This window comes from Pantoea dispersa, from assembly GCF_035783935.1.
In the GTDB taxonomy this organism is placed as follows: Bacteria; Pseudomonadota; Gammaproteobacteria; order Enterobacterales; family Enterobacteriaceae; genus Pantoea; species Pantoea dispersa_C.
In genome coordinates, this window is sequence record NZ_JALKOV010000027.1 from 1 (window position 1) to 2,017 (window position 2,017).

Consider the following 2,017-nt stretch of genomic DNA (forward strand, 5'->3'; position numbering starts at 1 on the left):
TGCTGGAGGTATCAGAAGTGCGAATGCTGACATAAGTAACGATAAAGCGGGTGAAAAGCCCGCTCGCCGGAAGACCAAGGGTTCCTGTCCAACGTTAATCGGGGCAGGGTGAGTCGACCCCTAAGGCGAGGCTGAAAAGCGTAGTCGATGGGAAACAGGTTAATATTCCTGTACTTGGTGTTACTGCGAAGGGGGGACGGAGAAGGCTAGGTTATCCGGGCGACGGTTGTCCCGGTTTAAGCGTGCAGGTGTGAAGACCAGGCAAATCCGGTCTTCTTTAACACTGAGGCGTGATGACGAGCCGCTACGGCGGTGAAGTAACTGATGCCCTGCTTCCAGGAAAAGCCTCTAAGCTCCAGGTAACACGAAATCGTACCCCAAACCGACACAGGTGGTCAGGTAGAGAATACCAAGGCGCTTGAGAGAACTCGGGTGAAGGAACTAGGCAAAATGGTGCCGTAACTTCGGGAGAAGGCACGCTGGCGCGTAGGTGAAGGGACTTGCTCCCGGAGCCGAAGCCAGTCGAAGATACCAGCTGGCTGCAACTGTTTATTAAAAACACAGCACTGTGCAAACACGAAAGTGGACGTATACGGTGTGACGCCTGCCCGGTGCCGGAAGGTTAATTGATGGGGTTATCCGCAAGGAGAAGCTCTTGATCGAAGCCCCGGTAAACGGCGGCCGTAACTATAACGGTCCTAAGGTAGCGAAATTCCTTGTCGGGTAAGTTCCGACCTGCACGAATGGCGTAATGATGGCCAGGCTGTCTCCACCCGAGACTCAGTGAAATTGAAATCGCTGTGAAGATGCAGTGTACCCGCGGCAAGACGGAAAGACCCCGTGAACCTTTACTATAGCTTGACACTGAACATTGAGCCTTGATGTGTAGGATAGGTGGGAGGCTTTGAAGCGTGGACGCCAGTCTGCGTGGAGCCAACCTTGAAATACCACCCTTTAATGTTTGATGTTCTAACGTAGGCCCGTAATCCGGGCTGCGGACAGTGTCTGGTGGGTAGTTTGACTGGGGCGGTCTCCTCCCAAAGCGTAACGGAGGAGCACGAAGGTTGGCTAATCCTGGTCGGACATCAGGAGGTTAGTGCAATGGCATAAGCCAGCTTGACTGCGAGAGTGACGGCTCGAGCAGGTGCGAAAGCAGGTCATAGTGATCCGGTGGTTCTGAATGGAAGGGCCATCGCTCAACGGATAAAAGGTACTCCGGGGATAACAGGCTGATACCGCCCAAGAGTTCATATCGACGGCGGTGTTTGGCACCTCGATGTCGGCTCATCACATCCTGGGGCTGAAGTAGGTCCCAAGGGTACGGCTGTTCGCCGTTTAAAGTGGTACGCGAGCTGGGTTTAGAACGTCGTGAGACAGTTCGGTCCCTATCTGCCGTGGGCGCTGGAGAATTGAGGGGGGTTGCTCCTAGTACGAGAGGACCGGAGTGAACGCACCGCTGGTGTTCGGGTTGTCATGCCAATGGCACTGCCCGGTAGCTAAGTGCGGAAGAGATAAGTGCTGAAAGCATCTAAGCACGAAACTTGCCCCGAGATGAGTTCTCCCTGACCCTTTAAGGGTCCTGAAGGGACGTTGAAGACGACGACGTTGATAGGCCGGGTGTGTAAGCGCAGCGATGCGTTGAGCTAACCGGTACTAATGACCCGTGAGGCTTAACCTTACAACGCCAGAGGCGTTTTGGTCTGAGAGACCGGAGAATTTTCAGCTTGTGACGGATAAAGAATCAGCTTTGTTCTGCGGACGTGAGTCCGGAGGATTTTGCGCTGAGGCGAGGCGGCAAGCGAAGGAAAGGAAGGAGCATACACAGGTATGTGACTGACTTTGCGAGCGCAGCCAACGCGGCATCAGTGCGAAAGACGCGGGACAGGGCACAAAGAATTTGCCTGGCGGCAACAGCGCGGTGGTCCCACCTGACCCCATGCCGAACTCAGAAGTGAAACGCCGTAGCGCCGATGGTAGTGTGGGGTCTCCCCATGCGAGAGTAGGGAACTGCCAGGCA

2 rRNA genes are annotated in these 2,017 nt (G+C 54.9%); both read left to right on the top strand.

The window, feature by feature from the left end:
* Positions 1-1,678: ribosomal RNA gene (locus MXF20_RS23170) — 23S ribosomal RNA — on the top strand; the annotation flags it as partial.
* A gap of 222 nt (positions 1,679-1,900) precedes the next feature.
* Positions 1,901-2,016 (top strand): 5S ribosomal RNA (gene rrf / locus MXF20_RS23175).
* Position 2,017: the final 1 nt, after the last annotated feature.